This window comes from Bacillus sp. SYZHCR11 (assembly GCF_057196865.1).
The window spans coordinates 1,163,701-1,182,858 of the sequence record NZ_JBXUND010000001.1 but is presented as its reverse complement, the minus strand read 5'-3'; the positions used below and the strand labels follow the sequence as shown (position 1 = coordinate 1,182,858).

18 protein-coding genes and 1 other annotated feature are annotated in these 19,158 nt (G+C 44.7%); of the genes, 16 read left to right on the top strand and 2 right to left on the bottom strand.

The window, feature by feature from the left end; genetic code table 11:
• Nucleotides 1-68: 68 nt before the first annotated feature.
• The 7 genes from AC2CGA_RS05340 to AC2CGA_RS05310 all read left to right on the top strand — a co-directional run bounded on the left by AC2CGA_RS05340 (nucleotide 69) and on the right by AC2CGA_RS05310 (nucleotide 7,558).
• Nucleotides 69-854, top strand: coding sequence for a DUF2268 domain-containing putative Zn-dependent protease (locus AC2CGA_RS05340; protein ID WP_012117278.1), 786 nt, complete (start codon nucleotides 69-71; stop codon nucleotides 852-854).
• Between the two features lie 173 nt (nucleotides 855-1,027).
• Nucleotides 1,028-2,014 (top strand): ABC transporter ATP-binding protein, encoded by a 987-nt coding sequence (locus AC2CGA_RS05335; RefSeq protein ID WP_048367994.1) that lies wholly within the window; start codon nucleotides 1,028-1,030, stop codon nucleotides 2,012-2,014.
• Nucleotides 2,011-3,000, top strand: a complete 990-nt coding sequence (locus tag AC2CGA_RS05330; RefSeq protein WP_003155053.1) for an ABC transporter ATP-binding protein — start codon at nucleotides 2,011-2,013, stop codon at nucleotides 2,998-3,000. Before AC2CGA_RS05335 ends, AC2CGA_RS05330 begins: the two co-directional genes overlap by 4 nt.
• Before the next feature lie 77 nt (nucleotides 3,001-3,077).
• Nucleotides 3,078-4,706 carry a peptide-binding protein gene (locus AC2CGA_RS05325; protein ID WP_003155052.1) on the top strand — a complete coding sequence of 543 codons (1,629 nt, stop codon included), beginning with the start codon at nucleotides 3,078-3,080 and terminating at the stop codon, nucleotides 4,704-4,706.
• Between the two features lie 66 nt (nucleotides 4,707-4,772).
• Entirely contained in the window at nucleotides 4,773-5,723 is a 951-nt protein-coding gene (locus tag AC2CGA_RS05320; RefSeq protein ID WP_003155051.1) for an ABC transporter permease, read from the top strand.
• A 21-nt stretch (nucleotides 5,724-5,744) separates the two neighbouring features.
• On the top strand, nucleotides 5,745-6,659 hold the full coding sequence (gene opp4C, locus AC2CGA_RS05315) for an oligopeptide ABC transporter permease (RefSeq protein ID WP_003155049.1): 915 nt from the start codon (nucleotides 5,745-5,747) through the stop codon (nucleotides 6,657-6,659).
• Between the two features lie 146 nt (nucleotides 6,660-6,805).
• On the top strand, nucleotides 6,806-7,558 hold the full coding sequence (locus AC2CGA_RS05310) for a YjbA family protein (protein WP_014304784.1): 753 nt from the start codon (nucleotides 6,806-6,808) through the stop codon (nucleotides 7,556-7,558).
• A gap of 34 nt (nucleotides 7,559-7,592) precedes the next feature.
• On the opposite strand, the gene trpS is transcribed toward AC2CGA_RS05310, so the two are convergent.
• A complete protein-coding gene (gene trpS / locus AC2CGA_RS05305) occupies nucleotides 7,593-8,585 on the bottom strand; it encodes a tryptophan--tRNA ligase (RefSeq protein WP_014304785.1) in 993 nt (330 codons plus the stop codon).
• 55 nt (nucleotides 8,586-8,640) lie between these two features.
• Nucleotides 8,641-8,852 (bottom strand) — a binding site (T-box leader).
• A 476-nt stretch (nucleotides 8,853-9,328) separates the two neighbouring features.
• On the opposite strand from trpS, the gene AC2CGA_RS05300 reads away from it, so the two are divergent.
• The 8 genes from AC2CGA_RS05300 to spx all read left to right on the top strand — a co-directional run bounded on the left by AC2CGA_RS05300 (nucleotide 9,329) and on the right by spx (nucleotide 17,489).
• A complete protein-coding gene (locus AC2CGA_RS05300; protein WP_012117282.1) occupies nucleotides 9,329-10,963 on the top strand; it encodes a peptide ABC transporter substrate-binding protein in 1,635 nt (544 codons plus the stop codon).
• Between the two features lie 106 nt (nucleotides 10,964-11,069).
• Nucleotides 11,070-12,005 carry an ABC transporter permease gene (locus AC2CGA_RS05295; protein ID WP_003155043.1) on the top strand — a complete coding sequence of 312 codons (936 nt, stop codon included), beginning with the start codon at nucleotides 11,070-11,072 and terminating at the stop codon, nucleotides 12,003-12,005.
• A 3-nt stretch (nucleotides 12,006-12,008) separates the two neighbouring features.
• Nucleotides 12,009-12,926: an oligopeptide ABC transporter permease OppC gene (gene oppC, locus AC2CGA_RS05290; protein WP_003155041.1), complete on the top strand. Its 918-nt coding sequence runs from the start codon at nucleotides 12,009-12,011 to the stop codon at nucleotides 12,924-12,926.
• 12 nt (nucleotides 12,927-12,938) lie between these two features.
• Complete coding sequence (locus AC2CGA_RS05285; RefSeq protein ID WP_003155039.1) at nucleotides 12,939-14,015, top strand: ABC transporter ATP-binding protein; 1,077 nt, start codon at nucleotides 12,939-12,941, stop codon at nucleotides 14,013-14,015.
• Nucleotides 14,008-14,925 carry an oligopeptide ABC transporter ATP-binding protein OppF gene (oppF, locus tag AC2CGA_RS05280; RefSeq protein ID WP_003155037.1) on the top strand — a complete coding sequence of 306 codons (918 nt, stop codon included), beginning with the start codon at nucleotides 14,008-14,010 and terminating at the stop codon, nucleotides 14,923-14,925. The genes AC2CGA_RS05285 and oppF overlap by 8 nt, the downstream gene beginning before the upstream one ends.
• Nucleotides 14,926-15,031: 106 nt before the next feature.
• The gene (locus AC2CGA_RS05275; RefSeq protein ID WP_003155036.1) at nucleotides 15,032-16,219 is read left to right on the top strand and encodes a putative glycoside hydrolase; all 1,188 of its coding nucleotides are present in this window, start codon (nucleotides 15,032-15,034) and stop codon (nucleotides 16,217-16,219) included.
• A gap of 117 nt (nucleotides 16,220-16,336) precedes the next feature.
• Nucleotides 16,337-16,915: a GNAT family N-acetyltransferase gene (locus AC2CGA_RS05270; protein ID WP_003155035.1), complete on the top strand. Its 579-nt coding sequence runs from the start codon at nucleotides 16,337-16,339 to the stop codon at nucleotides 16,913-16,915.
• A gap of 178 nt (nucleotides 16,916-17,093) precedes the next feature.
• Nucleotides 17,094-17,489 carry a transcriptional regulator Spx gene (spx, locus tag AC2CGA_RS05265; protein ID WP_003155034.1) on the top strand — a complete coding sequence of 132 codons (396 nt, stop codon included), beginning with the start codon at nucleotides 17,094-17,096 and terminating at the stop codon, nucleotides 17,487-17,489.
• 57 nt (nucleotides 17,490-17,546) lie between these two features.
• On the opposite strand, the gene AC2CGA_RS05260 is transcribed toward spx, so the two are convergent.
• Entirely contained in the window at nucleotides 17,547-18,203 is a 657-nt protein-coding gene (locus tag AC2CGA_RS05260) for a TerC family protein (protein WP_003155033.1), read from the bottom strand.
• A gap of 275 nt (nucleotides 18,204-18,478) precedes the next feature.
• Between AC2CGA_RS05260 and mecA the strand changes: the two genes are divergently transcribed.
• Nucleotides 18,479-19,135, top strand: a complete 657-nt coding sequence (gene mecA, locus AC2CGA_RS05255; protein ID WP_003155032.1) for an adaptor protein MecA — start codon at nucleotides 18,479-18,481, stop codon at nucleotides 19,133-19,135.
• The last annotated feature ends 23 nt before the right edge of the window (nucleotides 19,136-19,158 follow it).

The window sequence follows — 19,158 nt, the reverse complement described above, 5'->3', positions numbered from 1 at the left end:
GCTGCCTGAAAAAGGTGGCCGGTTTTTTTGTGCGTGCATATGATAACAACAAGAGGAGGCGAACCGGTATGAGCGTCAAGCAGACATATCAATGGATGGAAAAGGCGGCATCCGTAAATGACCTGGCCCCGCATCTTTTGCCGCTTTTTTCAGGGGCCGATAAGAAAGAGTGGAAGCCGATACTCGGGATGCTGCAAAACCACGGCATGTTCCGCCATCTGAAGGACGGCGTTAGGACCAGTAAACGGCTGAAAGAAAAAGGATGCTACAGCCATATACAAAAGGAGGAAGCCTATTTAAAGGAGAAGTGGAACGGGCCGGACGTGCCGATCGTAGTTTTGCCCGTTGATGAACGAAACCGGAAAATCCGTCAGGAATTCGGATCAAAATCCGGTCTGGCCTTTCGGGACAAAATGTTCCTCTTTCTATCGTCGGATAGTTCCAATTCAGCTGTATCCGCCCTTATGACACATGAATATAATCACGTCTGCCGGTTAGAACATGTGACAAAGGACGAAAAAGATGAGACATTTCTTGATACAATCATGATGGAGGGGCTGGCAGAATATGCTGTATATGAGCGGTTCGGCTCAAGTCTTACGGCGGAATGGACGTCCTACTATACGCCTGAGCAGCTTGATTTTTTGTTTGAAAAAAGAGTCAAGCCGAACCTCCGCTTAACGAGAGACAGCAGAATGTTTTCCCAGCTGTTATACGGAAAAGGATACTTCCCCTCAATGCTTGGCTATGCCGTCGGATTCAATATAGTAAAAAAATATTTAACCGACCATCAAAAAACAGTAAAAGAAGCATTGGCCATCCCTTCAAAAACCTTTCTGGAAGCAACGCTTTAATAGATTAAAAGAATGGAAATTATTTAAGGATATTACATTTATCCTAAAAAATTCTTGCTTTTGTAATAATGATGTAATAATATACAACTATAAAATTTTTCGACTATTCTATATTTTGTGATAGCGAAACGTATGTTTCCCTCTGCTTCAGCGGAATGAGAAAGGGGCGTATCATGAGCACACTATTAGAAGTGAATAATTTAAAGACCTATTTTTTCAGAAAGAAACAGCCGATCCCTGCAGTCGACGGGGTTGATTTTCACATTAACAAAGGCGAAACCGTCGCTCTTGTAGGAGAATCCGGCTCGGGCAAAAGCATCACCTCGCTTTCTATTATGGGACTTGTCCAAAGCTCGGGCGGAAAAATTATGGACGGCTCGATTAAGCTGGAAGGCAGGGACCTGGCCTCCTTCACCGAAAACGAATATTGCAAAATCCGCGGAAATGACGTCTCTATGATCTTTCAGGAGCCCATGACTTCCCTGAATCCGGTGCTGACCATCGGCGAACAGATTACCGAAGTGCTTGAATACCATAAAAAAATGAATAAAAAAGAAGCGGCTAAAAAAGCCGTTGAGCTTCTGGAACTCGTCGGATTCTCCAGAGCGGAACAAGTGATGAAAGAATATCCGCACCGTCTTTCCGGAGGGATGAGACAGAGGGTGATGATCGCTATTGCGCTCAGCTGCAATCCGAAGCTTCTGATCGCTGATGAGCCGACGACGGCGCTTGATGTGACGATACAAGCCCAAGTATTGGAGCTGATGAAAGACCTCTGCAAAAAATTCGATACTTCCATTCTGCTGATCACTCACGATTTAGGTGTGGTTTCCGAAGCCGCCGACAGGGTGATCGTTATGTATTGCGGACAAGTCGTAGAGAGTGCGAATGTGGAGGACTTATTTTTAAACCCTCTTCATCCGTATACCGAAGGGCTGTTAAACTCCATACCGGTGATAGATGGAGAGATTGATACATTAAAAGCGATCAAAGGCAGTGTCCCGACACCGGATAATCTTCCGGAAGGCTGCCGATTCGCCCCGAGGTGTTCAAAAGCGATGGACAAATGCAAAACAGGGCAGCCGGAGCTGATAACGCATGAAAGCGGCCGTTCTGTAAGATGTTTTTTATATGAGGAAGAGGGTGCCCAATCAAAATGACAGCTGCAGGCCAAGAAACGATTTTAGAGCTGAAAGACGTAAAAAAATATTTCCCGATCCGCTCCGGTTTTTTTCAAAGGAAAGTCGGTGATATAAAGGCTGTTGACGGCGTTTCTTTTTCACTGAAGCGCGGGGAGACGCTCGGCATCGTCGGTGAATCAGGATGCGGCAAATCAACGGCGGGAAGGACGATGATCCGTTTATACAAGCCGACAGACGGCCGGATTCTCTTTAAGGGGCAGGATATCTCCGGCTTATCTGAAGAAAAGCTGAGAAAAAGCGTCCGCAAAAACATCCAGATGGTATTCCAAGATCCCTTCGCATCCCTTAACCCGAGGAAAACGCTGCGTTCCATTATTAAAGAGCCGTTCCAGACTCACCATATGTACAGCATGAGCGAGCGGAACGAGCGAGTGGAGGAGCTGCTGGCGAAAGTCGGCCTTCACCCGAGCTTTGCAAACCGCTATCCGCACGAATTTTCCGGGGGGCAGCGCCAGCGGATCGGGATTGCGCGGGCTCTGACGTTGAATCCCGAGCTGATTATTGCGGATGAACCCGTTTCCGCACTCGATGTCTCCATTCAGGCCCAAGTCATCAATCTGATGGAAGAACTGCAGGATGAATTCAACCTGACCTATTTGTTTATTTCTCATGATTTGAGTGTTGTCCGCCATATCAGCGACAGAGTCGGCGTCATGTATCTGGGAAAAATGATGGAGCTGACCGATAAACACGAGCTGTACGGCAATCCGCTTCACCCTTATACGCAAGCGCTTTTGTCTTCAGTGCCCGTCACGAGAAAAAAAGACGCCGTCAAGCGGGAACGAATCATCCTGAAAGGAGAACTGCCAAGCCCGGCAAACCCGCCGAAAGGCTGCGTGTTCCACACGCGGTGCCCGATGGCCAAACCGATCTGCAAGGAACAAATCCCGGCATTTGAAGAAGCCGCTCCCGGCCATTACGTCGCCTGCCATTTATATGCCTGAAATGACAAGCATCGAGAGGGGGTATGCCGGATTACATAACCAGTTTGCTGCATATATATCACAAAGGGGGAATTGATATGAAATTACGTAAAAGCGCACTGATGATGCTAAGTGTTTTTATGGCGCTCGCCATCTTCCTGTCAGCCTGCTCCGGCTCAAAATCCACAAGCACCGAATCCAAACCGGCAGGAAAACCGCAAAAAGGCGGAGATTTGGTTGTCGGGTCAACCGGGGAACCCACACTTTTTAATCCACTTTATTCTACCGATGTTGCAAGTTCTGATATTGAAGGCATGATTTACAGCACATTATTGGAAACGGATGAGAAATTAAACGTCAAGCCGTCGCTGGCTGAAAAAGTAACAGAAGCTGACGGGGGATTAACGTATGATGTAAAACTGAAAAAAGGCGTTAAATTCCATGATGGAAAAGAGCTGACGGCCGATGATGTTGTTTTCACCTACAGCATCCCTCTTAACAAGGATTACAACGGTGAGCGTGGCTCGGGTTTTGAGTCCCTTAAATCCGTAACGAAAAAAGGAAAATATGAAATTCAGTTTAAAATGAAGAAAAAAGATGCCTATTTCTATAATGTCGTTCTCGACAGTTACGGTATTTTGCCAAAACATATATTGGGTAAGGTGCCGGTTGCAGATCTGGGAGAGAATGAATTTAACCGTAAAAATCCAATCGGCTCCGGTCCGTTTAAGTTTGTTGAGTGGAAAAAAGGTGAGTATGTCAAACTGGAAGCAAATGATGATTACTTTGGCGGCAGACCTTACCTTGATACAGTGACAGTCAAAACAATTCCTGATTCTAACGCGGCCGTGGCCCAGTTAAAAGCGGGAGATATTGATTTCTTCGTTGTGCCGGGCACAGATTTTGATACGGTTAAAACGTTTGGAAACGTGAAGGTCAAATCTGATCTTGGCTTAAACTACAGCTATATCGGCTGGAATGAGAAAAAAGAGCTTTTTAAGGACAAAAAAGTGCGTCAGGCATTGACTTACGCTCTTGACAGGCAGGCAATGGTGGATCAAGTGCTGAACGGAGACGGTAAGGTAGCGGATGTTCCTGAGAGTCCGCTGTCATGGAATTATCCGAAGTCTAAAGTGCCGACATTTGATTATAATCCGAAAAAAGCAAAGCAGCTGCTAAAAGAAGCCGGATGGGAAGACCATGACGGTGACGGCTACCTTGATAAAGACGGAAAAAAATTCTCATTTGAAATTAAAACGAATCAAGGCAATAAAATTCGTGAAGATTTAGCTGTTGTCGTTCAGCAGCAATTAAAAGAAGTGGGAATCGAGGCTAAACCGCGAATTGTTGAATTCAGTGCGTTAATCGAACAGACAAGTGCCCCTAATTGGGATTATGACGCTCTTCTTCTCGGATGGAGTCTTGCAACGTTCCCGGATCAATTCTCTATCTTCCATTCAAGCCAATCGAAAAACGGGCTGAATAATATCTGGTATAAAAACCCGAAAGTCGATAAGCTGCTTGAAGAAGCGAAGACAATTACAGACAGAAAAGAATACCAAAAGAAGTATGAAGAGATATACAAATTGATAGCTGAAGATCAGCCGTACAGCTTCTTATTCTATTACAATTACCACAGAGCGATGCCGAATAATTTACAAGGCTATGTATTCCACCCTAAAAATGACTTGTACAATATTGAAAAATGGTGGCTGGATCAAAAATAGCAAAAGCCCTGGAGAGGGAAGGAGGTTCCTTTCCTCTCTTATCCTATTTAAAAAGGGGACAAGAATATGGTTACATATATTTTACGGCGAACATTAATGTCCTTGCCGATTCTCTTAGGCATTACAATTTTGTCGTTTGCCATCATGAAAGCAGCGCCGGGAGACCCGATGTCACTTATGATGGACCCTACAATCAGTCAAGCGGACAGGGCGAAATTCATTGAAAAATACGGGTTGAATGATCCGGAACCTGTTCAATATGTGAAATGGCTGGGGAATATGCTGCAAGGGGATTTTGGGACTTCTATCGTCAAGAAAGGCACTCCGGTTTCTGAACTTATCTTATCCCGCTTACCGAATACGATTGTGCTTATGCTTTTCTCAACCCTTGTCGCTCTTCTGATTTCTATTCCATTTGGTGTTCTGTCAGCGAAACGTCCTTATTCAAAATTGGATTACGGGATAACTGTTACTTCATTTTTAGGGCTTGCCATTCCGAATTTTTGGTTCGGTTTGATTTTAATCATGGTTTTATCTGTAAATCTGGGGTGGTTTCCCACTGGCGGAGTAAGCACTTTGAATGCTGACTTTAACATATTTGACCGATTGCATCACTTGATTCTGCCTGCTTTTGTGCTCGCCACGGCAGACATGGCAGGGATAACGAGATACACAAGATCCAGTATGCTTGATGTGTTAAAACAGGATTATATACGAACGGCGCGTGCGAAAGGATTCCGAGATAATAAAGTGATTTTTAAACACGGTTTGAGAAACGGACTTCTTCCTGTCATCACTATTTTTGGTTTGATGATACCGTCATTTATCGGGGGAGCGGTAGTGGTAGAACAGATTTTTACTTGGCCGGGTCTCGGCAAATTGTTTATTGATTCAGCCTTTTCGCGGGATTATCCGGTTATCATGGCCATGACGGTCATTTCAGCTGTTTTGGTTGTAGTGGGGAATTTAATTGCGGACATCTTATATGCGCTGGTTGATCCCCGCATTGAATATTAACAAAGAGAGGTGAGAGGTCAAATGTTACAGCCAAATACCGGCACACCCCCCAGCGAAGTGAAATTAAAGGAAAATATTCAATCCAAACCGGAAACAATGACGAAGATTTTTTTCGAAAAGTTCTTTCAAAATAAACTAGCTGTAATCGGAGCCGTTATATTAACCATCATTATCTTGTCAGCTTTATTCGCTTCGGTAATCGCTCCTTACTCTCCGGAGAGTCAATCTCTCATCAATCGTTTGAAGCCGCCGAGCTTAAAACATCTAATGGGAACTGATAAATTCGGAAGAGACATCTTTACGAGGGTTCTGTACGGGGCGCGCGTCTCCTTGCTTGTCGGATTCGCTTCTGTGATCGGCGCGATTACAATCGGGACAGTTGTCGGAGCCGTTGCCGGATATTTTAAAGGGTTTGTCGATGCCGTTCTCATGAGAACCGTTGATATCGTATTATCCATACCTGATATATTTTTGTTAATTACACTTGTTACGATTTTTCAGCCCGGAATGGATAAATTAATTTTAATTTTCTCCCTTACAGGCTGGACAACAACGGCACGCCTTGTCCGAGGAGAGTTTTTATCGCTTCGTTCCAGAGAGTTTGTATTAGCTGCAAAGACGATCGGTACAAAAAACCATCACATCATCTTTTCTCATATACTGCCGAATGCGCTCGGACCGATTATCGTCTCAGCCACATTAAAGGTGGGAACGGTTATTTTGGCGGAATCTACATTAAGTTATCTCGGTTTCGGGATTCAGCCGCCGATCGCAAGCTGGGGCAATATGCTTCAGGATGCACAGAACTTTACGCTTATGATACAGGCTTGGTGGTACCCGTTATTCCCGGGTTTGTTGATCCTTCTTACCGTATTGTGCTTCAACTTTGTCGGAGACGGGCTGCGTGATGCGCTTGATCCGAAAAATGTGAAATGATCTCCCGGACGAACGGGAGATTTTTTTGTTGCAATGCAGTCGGAAATCCAGCTCCGTAAAACGGAAATCTCATATTGAAATGGAATAATTTATCTATCCCTTGCCTATACTGTGGACAACAGTTTTTATAAAGTGAGGGGTCGAATATGTTATTTCTTCATGATGTATGGGTTAATTGGTTTGAAGGGGAAGAAAACGGCTACAATGTATGCCATTTTCACGAATGGCGGAAGGAAGACACGGTTGAGCTTTTGGATCAGACGCCGCTGCTCAGAGTGCCGTCAGTATTATTTCATTACATAGAAAACGACTTATCAGAGCTTCCGAAAGAGCTGCTTGACCAAGTCCACCAGAAGTCATACGTGCGAAAAAATCATGAGCGGACAAAGCTGGAGTACTGTTTTGTCGTGACAGACGGGATCGGCATCATTGCCGTGGATACGATCGGGTATACCATTCCGGTCAGAAAGAGCCGCCTGATTCCGAGACAGGAGCAGCTTGTTTATGAAATGGTAAAGGATGTAGAACCGGAATCGTTTCAATTTGAGCCGTCGCAATTGGAGTCTTCAAAGGAATATCACATTTTGTCATTGGCGCCGGAGCATGTCAGAGGTCTGACGAGAAAAGAGCGGCAGATCAAGCAGCTGATGTTTATGGCGCTCGACCAGCTGAAAGGGCTGAAAAACCGTGCGGAAATTGTGTATTGGTACACGGAATGGAATCCGCATATGTATGAGCAGATCAAACGGATGAGTTTTGAAGAGATCTGGGACATGCTTTACAATGAAACAATTGAAGGCTGGTCGGATAAACATCTTGCGTTCTGTGAAAATTTGATTAAAGGGCAGCCGTTTTTCGAAAAGCTTTGGGAAATGGAACAGGAATCAAAAGTGAACTAAAAAAAGAGGCGGGGATTCTCCCGCCTCTTTTTTTTTATCTTCTTTTCCGTCCGAGACCCATGGCGTTTTCCATTTTCTTCACCATTTTGCCGGCCGTTTTGTTTGCGCGCGCCGCCCCTTCGTCGAGAATGCGGTCAAGCTCGTCGCTCTCAATTAATTCACGGTAGCGCTCTTGGATCGGTGTCAATGCGCCGATAACGACTTCGGCTAAATCGCTTTTGAATTCACCGTACCCTTTGCCTTCATATTTAGCTTCTAATTCTTCAATTGATGTGTTTCCTAAAATAGAATAAATCGTCAAAAGATTAGAAACGCCCGGTTTGTTTTCTTTATCATACTTTACAATGCCTTCAGAATCAGTCACGGCGCTCTTGATTTTCTTCTCGAGCTGCTTCGGCTCATCAAGCAGTGTGATGAATGCCTTTTGGTTCGGATCTGATTTGCTCATTTTTTTGAGCGGATCAGCCAGTGACATGATGCGCGCGCCTGATTCAGGAATTTTCACCTCAGGAATCGTGAAGATGTCATTGTATTTTTTATTAAAGCGTTCCGCCAGGTTGCGGGTCAGTTCAAGATGCTGTTTTTGGTCTTCTCCGACCGGAACAAGATCCGTTCCGTACAGTAAAATATCGCCGGCCATCAGCGGCGGATAGGTTAACAGTCCGGACACGACGGCTTCTTTGCCCTTTGACTTATCCTTAAATTGAGTCATCCGCTCAAGCTCGCCGATATATGCGACGCATTGGAGCATCCACCCCGCCTGGGCATGAGCGGGAACCTCCGACTGGATAAAGAGGGTCGCTTTCTCGGGATCAAGTCCGACGGCCAGATAAAGAGCCGCGAGATTGCGGATGTTCTTCCGCAGCTCAAGCCGATCCTGCGGAACCGTAATCGCATGCTGATCGACAATACAGAAGTAGCCGTTGTAGTCATGCTGCAAATCAACAAATTGCTTCATTGCGCCGATGTAGTTGCCGAGGGTAACGGAACCGCTCGGCTGAATGCCTGAAAAAATCGTTTTCTTCATAGTTCTTACCTCATTTCTTAAAACATAATAAAAAAAGCCCATTCTTCCCGTAGAAAAAAGGGACGAATGAACCGTGGTGCCACCCTGATTATTCCATTACAATGGAATCGCTCGAGACGTTGGTAACGGAGGCTGCTCCGGCTGGGCCTACTAACGTTCGGTCAGCTGCTCAGAAGTCCATTCCACATCGCCCGTTACCTGCTCCCAGCACCGCAGACTCTCTTCAAACGGATGAAAATGTGTACTACTCTTCATCATCGCAATCACAACAAATGTATTTGATTGATCTATTATAAATCAATTATAGCCAAATGTCATCAGAGGAATACAAGCTTATTTCCAGTTTACTTTAGGGGTGGAAATCCTCAAAAAGAACTGAAAATGCTTAAATGATAACGTATATCAACATTTCGTATAACGAATATTATATGTAAAAAGCAATATGAACTGGAAATTACATTAAAAAAATTTAGTTAGGTCATGCTTTAAACTATAGAAGTGTATCACCTTTTTGACAGAAAAACTGACCAAATTTAAATATTTTAAATTGAGAAAATAGTATTGCAATAAATTATTCATTTCATTATAATGAACTTGTTCACTCTATTGTTACAGCTTCTTTACATAAAATAATCAGAAAAGACGGAACACAATTAAAGTTTAGAAAAATATTAAGTTATTTTGTCTGATATTTCTGAGTATTTAGTAGTAAAGGCTGAAAAATTTGATTAGGGGGTTAGTGCATGAAAAAGCGTTGGTCTATTGTAGGTTTGATGCTTATCTTCTCGCTTGTATTAAGTGCGTGCGGCGGATTCAGCGGCGGATCAGGCGGCGGCAAAAAAGACACCAAAGGACAGACTTCACTTAATATCAATATTAAAACCGAGCCGTTCTCATTGCATCCGGGTTTAGCGAATGATTCCGTTTCAGGAGGCGTAATCCGACAGACTTTTGAAGGATTGACACGCGTAAACTCCAAAGGTGAGCCTGAAGAAGGAATGGCATCTAAAATTGAAACAAGCAAAGACGGAAAGACCTATACATTTACGATTCGTGACGGTGCGAAATGGTCTAACGGCGACCCTGTGACGGCGCAGGATTTTGAATATGCATGGAAATGGGCGCTTGACCCGAACAACGAATCACAATACGCTTATCAGCTCTACTACATCAAAGGCGCTGAAGCTGCCAATACAGGAAAAGGCAAGATTGATGATGTAGGCGTAAAAGCCGTAAATGACAAAACATTAAAGGTTGAACTGAATAACCCGACACCTTATTTCACGCAATTAACTTCATTCTATACGTATATGCCGATCAACAAGAAAATCGCCGAAAAACATAAAAACTGGAACACAAACGCGGGCGAAAATTATGTGTCAAACGGCCCGTTCAAAATGACGGCCTGGAAACACAGCGGTTCCATCACGCTCGAAAAGAACGATCAATATTGGGATAAAGACGCTGTGAAATTGAAGAAAATCAACATGGTGATGATTAACAATAACAACACCGAACTGAAAAAATTCCAGGCCGGTGAGCTTGACTGGGCAGGAATGCCGCTCGGCCAGCTTCCGACTGAATCTCTGCCGACATTGAAAAAAGACGGATCTCTTCACGTTGAACCGATCGCAGGCGTGTATTGGTACAAATTCAACACAGAAGCGAAACCGCTGAACAATGTTAACATCCGTAAAGCCCTTGCTTATGCGATCGACCGCTCGTCCATCGTGAAAAATGTAACGCAGGGCGAACAAATCCCGGCCATGGCTGCGGTGCCGCCGTCAATGAAGGGATTCAAGGATAACACAAAAGGTTACTTCAAAGACAATGACGTCAAATCAGCTAAAGAATTCTTAAATAAAGGACTGAAGGAATTAGGCGTTAAGAATGCCTCTGACCTTCCGGCGATCAAGCTGTCCTACAATACGGATGACGCACATGCGAAAATCGCGCAGGCCGTACAGGAAATGTGGAAAAAGAACTTGGGCGTCAAAGTTGAACTTGATAACTCCGAATGGAATGTTTACATCGACAAGCTGCACAGCCAAAACTACCAAATCGGGCGTATGGGCTGGCTCGGCGATTTCAACGATCCGATCAACTTCCTTGAATTGTTCCGTGATAAAGAAGGCGGAAACAATGATACCGGGTGGGAAGATCCTGAGTTTAAAAAGCTGCTGAACCAATCTCAGCTTGAAACGGATCCGGATAAACGTATCGAAGAGCTGAAAAAAGCAGAAAAGATCTTTATCGACGCAATGCCGGTCGCGCCAGTTTATTTCTATACGGATCCTTGGGTGCAGGATAAAAACCTCAAAAATGTGATCTTGACAGGAACAGGCGAAGTTTACTTCAGAAACGCTTCTTTTGAATAAAAGCCGGTTCTGAAAACAAAAGACCCAAGGTATATGGGGAGGATGTCCCCATATACCTTTCTTACTGATTACGTATAAAATTGTAAAAAACATGGAGGTGTTCACCTTGCTGAAATATATCGGTAAACGATTCATTTACATGATCATCACATTGTTTGTGATTGTGACCGCCACGTTCTTCTTAATGCAGGCAGCGCCGGGCGGACCATTTTCCGGCGAAAGAAAGCTGCCGCCTGAAATTGAGGCAAACTTAAACGAACACTATGGTTTGGACAAGCCTCTTTTCGTTCAATATGTCAGCTACTTAAAATCTGTGGCGATGTGGGACTTCGGGCCTTCTTTTAAATATAAAGGCCAAAGTGTTAATGATTTAATCAATTCAGGCTTCCCCGTCTCATTCACTCTCGGTGCAGAAGCTATTCTCCTCGCTTTAGCGTTCGGTGTGCTTTTCGGGGTGCTTGCTGCCCTGTACCATAATAAATGGCAGGATTATACCATTGCGATTTTAACGATCTTTGGGATCTCAGTTCCGAGCTTTATATTGGCGACGATTTTGCAATATATTTTCTCAATTAAATTAGAACTGTTCCCGGTCGCAGGGTGGGAATCCTGGGCATACACCTTTCTGCCCTCCATTGCGCTCGCTTCCATGCCGATGGCGTTCATTGCCAGACTCTCCCGTTCAAGCATGATTGAAGTGTTAAACAGCGATTACATACGGACTGCAAAAGCTAAAGGACTTTCCCGTCCGTCAGTCACCGTGCGCCATGCGCTGCGAAATGCGCTTTTGCCGGTCGTGACATATATGGGGCCGATGGCGGCATCTATTTTAACGGGAAGTTTCATCATTGAATCCATTTTCGGAATTCCCGGTTTAGGCGCGCATTTTGTAAACAGCATTACAAACCGTGATTATACGGTCATTATGGGAGTTACCGTGTTCTTCAGCGTGCTCCTGCTTCTATGCGTATTAATTGTAGACGTGCTGTACGGATTAATCGATCCGAGAATCAAGCTTTCCAAAGCAAAGAAAGGAGCCTAGACCATGCAGAACATTCCTAAAAATATGTTTGAACCAGCTTCAGCTAATGCCGGCGATGCCGAAAAAATAAATAAAAAAAGCCTTTCCCTCTGGAAAGACGCCATGCTCCGCTTCCGCAGCAATAAGCTTGCGATGGTCGGGTTCGTACTGATCGTTCTTATTATTCTGATGGCGATTTTTGCGCCTATCTTTTCAAGGTATGATTATGCCACTACCAATCTATTAAATGCGGATAAAGCGCCGTCGAAAGATCATTGGTTCGGCACGGATGACCTTGGAAGGGATATATTCGTCCGGACATGGGTGGGCGCGCGGATTTCCATCTTTATCGGTGTCGCAGCTGCCGTGCTTGATTTATTGATCGGCGTAATCTGGGGCAGCATTTCCGGATTCCGCGGCGGACGCACAGATGAAGTGATGATGCGCATCGCCGACATTCTGTGGGCTGTTCCTTCATTATTAATGGTTATTTTGCTGATGGTTGTCCTGCCGAAAGGATTGCTCACCATTATCGTCGCCATGACGATCACGGGCTGGATCAATATGGCGAGGATCGTCCGCGGACAGGTGCTGCAATTAAAGAATCAGGAGTATGTGCTTGCTTCACAGACACTCGGTGCCAAAACCGGCCGGCTTTTGTTTAAGCATATCGTCCCGAACGCGATGGGCTCTATACTCGTAACGATGACACTGACGGTTCCGACGGCGATTTTTACAGAAGCGTTTTTAAGTTATTTGGGCCTCGGCGTACCTGCGCCGCTTGCGAGCTGGGGAACGATGGCCTCAGACGGATTGCCTGCATTAACCTATTACCCTTGGCGTCTGTTCTTCCCTGCCGGCTTTATCTGCCTGGCGATGTTCGGCTTTAACGTTGTCGGCGACGGGTTAAGAGACGCGCTGGATCCTAAGTTACGCAAATAAGGAGTGATATGAGTGACACGTTTGCTAGAAGTAAAAGACTTAGCCATTTCATTTAAAACATACGGCGGAGAGGTACAGGCAATCCGCGGCGTCAATTTCCATTTGAATAAAGGAGAGACGCTGGCGATCGTGGGGGAGTCGGGTTCCGGAAAAAGTGTGACCTCCCAAGCGATTATGAAGCTGATTCCGATGCCGCCGGGCTACTTTAAAAGAGGACAGATTCTTTTTGACGGACGCGATATCGTGCCGATGTCCGAAAAAGAAATGCAGGCCATCAGAGGAAAGGACATCGGAATGATTTTCCAAGATCCGATGACCTCTCTGAACCCGACGATGAGAGTCGGCAAACAAATTACGGAAGTGCTTTTCAAACATGAAAAAATCTCAAGTGAAGCGGCGAAAAAGCGCGCCATAGAGCTGCTTGATCTCGTCGGAATTCCGATGCCCGAAAAGCGGATCGGCCAATTCCCCCATGAATTTTCAGGCGGTATGAGACAGCGTGTCGTCATCGCGATGGCGCTTGCGGCAAATCCGAAACTGTTAATTGCCGATGAACCGACAACAGCGCTTGATGTGACGATTCAGGCACAGATCCTTGAGCTGATGAAAGATCTGCAAAAGAAAATTGATACGTCTATCATTTTTATCACGCATGATCTCGGCGTTGTCGCCAATGTCGCCGACCGGGTCGCCGTCATGTACGCGGGTCAGGTCGTCGAATCGGGCACGGTGGATGAAATCTTTTATGATCCGCGCCATCCGTATACGTGGGGGCTGCTTGCCTCAATGCCGAGTCTGGACAGCACCGATCAGGAAAAACTGACGGCCATCCCGGGTACGCCGCCTGATCTGACGAATCCTCCGAAAGGGGATGCATTTGCGCTCCGCAGCTCATATGCGATGAAAATTGACTTTGAACAGGAACCGCCGATGTATAAAGTGTCTGATACGCATTTTGTGAAATCGTGGCTTCTGCATCCTGATGCGCCTAAGGTCGAGCCGCCTGAAGCGGTGAAGGCTAAAATCCGTCAGCTTCCGAATACGTATCAGCATCCTGTTTTAATGAAGGAAGGTGAAAAAAATGACTGAGAAACTTCTCGAAATCAAACACTTAAAACAGCATTTTTTCACGCAGAAAGGAACGGTAAAAGCCGTAGATGATTTGTCATTTGATATTTATAAAGGCGAAACGCTAGGCCTTGTCGGAGAATCGGGCTGCGGTAAATCAACGACGGGCCGCAGTATTATCCGGCTGTATGAGGCAACCGGCGGGGAAGTTCTCTTTAACGGGGAAAATGTCCACGGGAAAAAATCCCGCAAGAAGCTGCTGGAGTTTAACCGGAAAATGCAGATGATTTTCCAGGATCCGTACGCATCTTTAAATCCGAGAATGACAGTCGCCGACATTATTGCCGAGGGAATAGATATTCACCGCCTGGCAAAAACGAAAAAAGAGCGGATGCAGCGGGTTCACGAACTGCTGGAAACGGTCGGTTTAAATAAAGAGCACGCCAACCGCTACCCGCATGAATTTTCAGGCGGACAGCGCCAGCGTATCGGAATCGCCAGAGCGCTGGCGGTTGATCCGGAGTTTATCATCGCGGACGAACCGATTTCGGCGCTTGATGTCTCCATTCAGGCGCAAGTCGTCAATTTAATGAAAGAATTGCAGAAAGAAAAAGGGCTCACTTACCTGTTTATCGCCCATGATTTATCAATGGTCAAATACATCAGCGACCGCATCGGCGTCATGTATTTCGGAAAATTGGTGGAGCTTGCGCCGGCGGATGAGCTTTACGAAAACCCGCTTCACCCATATACGAAATCATTGCTGTCCGCTATCCCGCTCCCTGATCCGGATTATGAAAGAAATCGCACGCGAAAGAAATACGATCCGGCAGTTCATCAGCTCCAAGAAGGAGAAAAAATGGAATTCAGAGAAGTGAAACCGGGACATTTTGTCATGTGCACAGAAGCTGAATTTAAAACCTATCTATAAACGTATCATCCTCCAAGACTGAGTCTTGGAGGATTTTTTTGCGCACATTCAAGTTTATTAAGCCTGCTCCCGTTTTTCTATAATGGAAAAAAAGGGGGAGATCAGTATGAAAACCATTTTGTGCGCCATTTGTGCGGGACTGTTTATCAGTGCAGCCGCTTATCCGGCCCATGCCGCTGTGAAAGAGGAGCAGCCGCTTGTAAAAGTAGCACTGGCTGAAAAAGAATTGCCGAAATCAAATGCACGGTTCGCTTATCCGTCAGGGCTGCATTTTTCACATCCTGATAAGGTGCGGGGCATTTACGTCACAGGACATTCAGCGGGAGGAAGCAAATTCGGGGAGCTGACAGACTTTGTGGACAAAACGGAGCTCAATACAATGGTGATTGATGTCAAGGACGACAACGGGAACCTCACCTTTAAGCCGGACGGCCATTCTGAGTATGCCAAAATCGCCAAGCCGTACATCAAAGACCCAAAAAAGATGATGAAAAAGCTGGAGGAAAAAAAGATCTATCCGATCGCGCGTATTGTCGTATTTAAAGACAGCGAACTCGCGAATAAAAAGCCCGAGTGGTCCTTTAAAGAAAAAAACGGAAGTGTCTGGAAAAACGGCCGCGGCGAATCGTTCGTCAATCCGTTTATGAAAGAAGTATGGGATTACAATGTAAAGATTGCAAAACAAGCCGTAAAGATGGGTTTTCAAGAAATTCAGTTTGATTATGTCCGTTTTCCTGAAGGGTTTGAAAAACGTGATGACGAACTGACATACGGACACGGCGATTACGGAAAAACAGCAGACAGCAATGTGCAAAAACGCGTTCACGCCGTCACCGATTTTGTCGGTTATGCGAAGAAAAAACTCAAGCCGTACGGCGCGGATGTGTCGGTTGATATTTTCGGCTATTCAGCCACGCTGCCTGAAGCGCCTGGTATCGGCCAGAATTTCAGCAAAATTTCAGACCAGGTCGATGTCATTTCATCCATGATTTATCCGAGCCATTGGACAAGCTATTTCGGCATTGATAAACCGGATCTTGAGCCCTACAATGTCGTCAAAGAATACGCGAAGGTGGAAAATAAAAAGCTGTCCAAGCTGAAACACCCGCCTGTATCGCGTCCGTGGCTTCAGGACTTCACGGCATCATATCTCGGCAGCGGAAATTATCAAAAGTACGGGAAACGCCAGGTGGAGGACCAGGTTAAAGCGCTGCATGATGAAGGAATTGACGAATTTTTATTGTGGGACGCGGCAAACCGTTATACCAAAAACGTCGATTACACACCATTTTAAAAAAATTGAAACCATGTTAAAGGATCACACGTCTTAATAGATGTAAGATTGTTTAAACAATCGGAAATGGGGTATATCTAAAAGTGTGAAGACAACGAACCCATAAGGAGCAAATGAATGAACTGGTACGAAAAGCTGAGTGAATATTTTCCGATTGAAGAAATGAAATCAAAAGCGCATATGGAAGCTCTGTTAAAGGAGCAAAGCGATGTTTATCATAAAGAAGAGGGGCAGTACCACGTGCTGATGTATGCGGAATTTGACTCTTTCATCTTTATTGATTACCTGTTTGTGTCAAAGAAATCCAGAGGACAAGGCCTCGGAAGCAAGCTGATCGGCAGACTGAAAAAGAAGAACAAGCCGATTCTGCTTGAGGTGGAGCCTGTTGACGAGGATGACACGGATACACAGAAACGCTTGCGTTTTTATCAAAGAGAGCATTTCAAGCACGCGCAGTCAATCGGGTATCGGCGCCGGTCATTGGCTACGAATGAAGTGAACAAAATGGAGATTCTGTACTGGTCACCTAAGACGGAATCAGAAGAAGAAATATTTGAAGCGATGAAACAGACATATGAAAACATTCACACTTATAAAGATGAAAAATGGTACGGAGAATCATACGAAAAAACGGATGAAGTTCTCAAAGTCATTGATGAGAAAAAACAAAAAAACATTTTCGATCAGCTGAGCTAATTGAGAATGGGGAAAAATCCTCCAGCCGTAAATTTGCCGGATTGACACATTTTTTTCTCAGGAGACTGTTCACACTTACTTTTTTATAGTATAATACCTATAAAGATTCCTTTATTAAAGTCATTTCAATTTGAGAATACAAACATGTTCATCCTACTAATTAGAGGAGTGAAGGTTAATGGTTACATTATACACATCACCTAGCTGTACGTCATGCAGAAAAGCAAGAGCTTGGCTTGAAGAGCACGAGATTCCGTTTGTAGAAAGAAACATTTTCTCCGAGCCGTTATCAATTGATGAGATCAAGCAGATTCTGCGTATGACTGAAGACGGTACGGATGAAATTATCTCTACCCGTTCTAAAGTATTCCAGAAACTGAACGTAAATGTTGAATCTATGCCGCTTCAAGACTTATATACTTTGATCAATGAGCATCCGGGACTGCTCCGCCGTCCGATCATCATTGATGAAAAACGTCTGCAAGTCGGCTATAACGAAGATGAAATCAGACGATTCCTGCCAAGAAAAGTGCGTTCTTTCCAATTAAGAGAAGCACAGCGTCTTGCCAACTGATATAAGCTTACGATAAGCATGAAAAAAGCCCAAAACCATCGCGGTTTGGGCTTTTTGTTATTTTTCAGTCTGCTGGTAAATCATACTGGCGAGGATAACAAAAACGACGGTCAAAATCGGCAGCATCATCTGTATCATGCCGTGTTCTGCCATGAAAAATGACAGCTTGCTGTCTCCGGCAATCATTTCACCGCCGGTAAATGCGAGAAGACCGCTCCCGGCATACATCAATAAAGGCATTTTTTCCATGGCGGCATGAACGAGCTTGCTGCCCCAAATAATAATCGGCACCGAGATGAAGAGACCGATCACTACTAGTGTCAGCTCACCGTGAGAAGCGCCGGCTACTGCGATGACATTGTCAAGCGACATAAAGATATCAGCCAGAACGATTGTGCGGATGGCTTTCCAAAGAGAAGAACTGCTTTTCACATGCTGCGCATCTTTCTTCTCAATCAGAAGCTGATAGCCGAGATACAATAAAAATACCCCGCCTGCGCATTGTAAAAAAGGAACATTCAATAAATAGACCGCAGCGCTCGTCAGAACGATTCTCAAGACGACTGCGATAAATGTTCCGAAGATGATCGCTTGCTGTCTTTGTTTATGGGCCAGATTCCGGCTGGCCATCGCGATGACGACGGCATTGTCACCGCCGAGAATAAGGTCAATCCCGATAATAAGCAGAAGGGACAGCAGATAATCGTGCGGCATGGTAACACCTCGCTTATAGATCGATTGCTTGTACAGCTAATATATGAAGCAATGCGCTATTTATGATGGGAACCGGGAGAAAGCCTGTTTTTCGGTGTGAAAATGCTTTTTTATTTCTTTTATAACTGTTTTATCATAAAATAGAAATATAAAGAATTTGCGCTGTCTTCTATAAGGTTAAGATGTGGACGGAATGGGTAAAGTGTAGTAAAGTACTATTCATCGGGAGCTTAGATGTCCCTTCAACATCTTATAAAGAAGGGAAGGTTGGCAAAATGGAAATAGAAAGAATTAATGAGCATACTGTAAAATTTTATATGTCTTATGGTGATATTGAAGATCGCGGTTTTGACAGAGAAGAAATCTGGTACAATCGCGAGCGCAGTGAAGAACTGTTCTGGGAAGTCATGGATGAAGTGCATGATGAAGAGGAATTCGCTGTCGAGGGTCCTCTTTGGATTCAGGTTCAGGCATTGGACAAAGGACTGGAAATAATCGTAACAAAAGCCCAGCTTTCCAAGGACGGACAAAAACTCGAACTGCCGATCCCGGAAGATAAAAAACAAGAGCCGGCAGATGAAAATCTCGATGCTTTACTTGATGATTTCCAGAAAGAAGAGCAGGCCGAGAGCCGGGAAGATAAGGAGCAAAAGCTTCAGTTCACTTTGCGGTTCGATGATTTTGAGGATCTCATCTCGCTATCAAAATTGAATCTTAACGGAATCAAAACGACCCTGTATTCGTTTGAAGACCGATATTATTTATATGCAGATTTTTATGAGCAAACTGATGAAGAGGTTGAAAATCAGCTAAGCATCCTGTTGGAGTACGCGCACGAATCATCAGTCAGCATTCACCGTCTTGAAGAATACGGCAAATTGGTGATCGCTGATCATGCGTTATATACAATAAAAAAACACTTTGCATCATAACAAACCGATTTCTCTCAGCAGAA